This is a genomic window from Treponema sp. R8-4-B8 (genome assembly GCF_054786175.1).
In genome coordinates this window covers 1-2142 of the sequence record NZ_BDHE01000068.1, presented here as the reverse complement: position 1 = coordinate 2142, position 2142 = coordinate 1, and the positions used below count along the sequence as shown (strand labels likewise).

Genomic DNA, 2142 nt, shown 5'->3' with positions numbered 1-2142 from the left:
AGATTTTTTCAATACTTGTTTTTGATACGATTCAAGATTAGCGGCGTATTCTGAAACGCTGTCAACGCCAGTCGCCGCGTAATAAATATATCCCGACGTGCCGGCAAAAGAAAAATCAAAACAAATAACCGCCTCATAATAATTCTGTATCGCGGTTGTCCCCGACCAATTTTCAGCTACTATATAAACGTCGTCTTTTATTTTTTTACATTCGTCATTCAGCCATTTTAAAAAATCGATATTTTTTTGATCTTCCCCGTAATAATAAAATTTAACCGCGTCAAGCCTGAAACCGCCAACCCCTTTATTAAGCCAGAATTTAGCGATGTCGAGTATTTCATCGCGCACTTTAGGATTGTCCATGTCAAGTTCGGGCATGCTGGGGCTGAAATTTCCTTCGTAGTAGTATTGGGTCCCGTCGGGAGTTTTTTCAAATTCATACCATGTGCGGCCTGTAATCCGGCTTGTCTCTTTTGTATAGTACTTCGCGTAGGCGTCGTCAAGGTTTCCTTCCTTTATCGCGTTTTTAGCGTTAGCAAACCACGCGTGCATCGTTGAGGTGTGGTTAATGACAAGATCGATAATTAATTTAATGCCGCGCTTGTTACATTCGGCAATAAGATTATCAAAGTCCTCCATTGTTCCGTATGCGGGATCAATTTTTAAATAATCAATTACGTCATATTTGTGATAACTTGGAGAGCGCATAATCGGCATTAGCCAAATGCCGTCTATGCCGAGGCTCTTGCCGGAATTTGGCTTTCCGTCGTTAAGATAATCAAGCCTCTTGATGACTCCCTTAATATCGCCCATTCCGTCATTATTTGAGTCGGAAAATCCTCCGACAAAAATTTCATAGTAGACGCGGTAATTGTCCGTAACCGCCCCGCTTTCCAGCTTTTTGTCGGATATTTTGTATTCGCAACTATTCAGCGCAAAAAGCAGGGCGATTAAAAAGGATATTTTCCGCGTTATAAACTTCATATAATTTTATTTTACTGCTTAACGGCTCCGGCTGTAACCCCTTCTATATAAAATTTCTGCATAGACAGGAACAGCGCGACAATGGGAACGGCGATGATAAGGCATCCCGCGCAGAATAATGTAAAAACATTGGAGTCTACCCTTTGCCCGAACATCATATAATACAAACCTACGGCCGTCGTATGCAGTTTAACGTTTTGCTCGCCAAGGATTACCCTCGCCATAATAAAGTCCATCCACGGAACCATAAACGCCATAAGAGTCGTGTAAATTATTATTGGCTTGCTCATTGGCAGGATTATCGAGAAGAAGATGCGCGACTGTACGGCTCCGTCAATCTCTGCGGCTTCAATTAGTGAATTGGGAATCGTATCGAAAAAACCTTTGCCTATATAAAATCCAAGACCGGCGCTTGCCGAATAAACAATAATAAGAGCGACAAGCGACTGCGTTAGCCCCATGGATTTCAATATATAATAGATGGCGATTATCGACATAAAACCGGGAAACAGCCCTAAAATAAGCGCGATATTCATTATTGGTTTTCTCATTTTAAATCTCATTTTGCTGATTACATAGGAAGTGCTTAAAATAAGTAAGACTGAGAAAAATGTGCTGAAAATCGCGACAATAACTGTATTTCTAACCCAGTCCCCGAATGAAGTGTTTGTAAAAAGCAATTTGAAATTTTCAAACCCGAAGCTTTTCGGGAAATAATGCGATACGACAATCCCGACAAGATCGCCCTGATCATTGTATTCCACCCTGAACGCGTTAAGCACAATCCAAAGAATGGGATACAGCCATATAACCGATAAAACTATCAATGTAATATGAGCGGCAGTCAAAGAAATAAAATTTTTCTCTTTCTGGCTTTCATATTTCTTTTTTTCTTTTATCATTGGAACGCGTCCTCCTCTTTATAAGCCTTTGTATGACGGTAAGTTATCAACGTTATCACGGATGTGCAAATGAACGTCATAATTCCTATCAGCGCGCCTAAGTTGTATTCTTTTTCATCTACTGATAATTTAAAGAGCCATGTCACTAAAAGGTCGGTGCCGCCGGCTTTATAGCCCCCCACGGCGGCGGGTTTGCCTTCGGTAAGAAGGTAGATAATGTTAAAGTTGTTAAAATTACCTATAAAAGCGCCGATAA

General features: G+C 40.8%; 2 protein-coding genes and 1 pseudogene. All 3 read right to left on the bottom strand.

Going from position 1 to position 2142, the window contains the following annotated elements; genetic code table 11:
• Nucleotides 1-984, bottom strand: a 984-nt coding sequence (locus ACYVRA_RS06235; protein ID WP_461251884.1) for an alpha-amylase family glycosyl hydrolase, incomplete at its 3' end; no start/stop codon positions are given.
• Between the two features lie 11 nt (nt 985-995).
• Nucleotides 996-1886, bottom strand: coding sequence for a sugar ABC transporter permease (locus tag ACYVRA_RS06230; RefSeq protein WP_461251883.1), 891 nt, complete (start codon nt 1884-1886; stop codon nt 996-998).
• Nucleotides 1883-2142: pseudogene (locus ACYVRA_RS06225) on the bottom strand (carbohydrate ABC transporter permease); the annotation flags it as partial. The gene ACYVRA_RS06230 and the pseudogene ACYVRA_RS06225, both read right to left, overlap by 4 nt.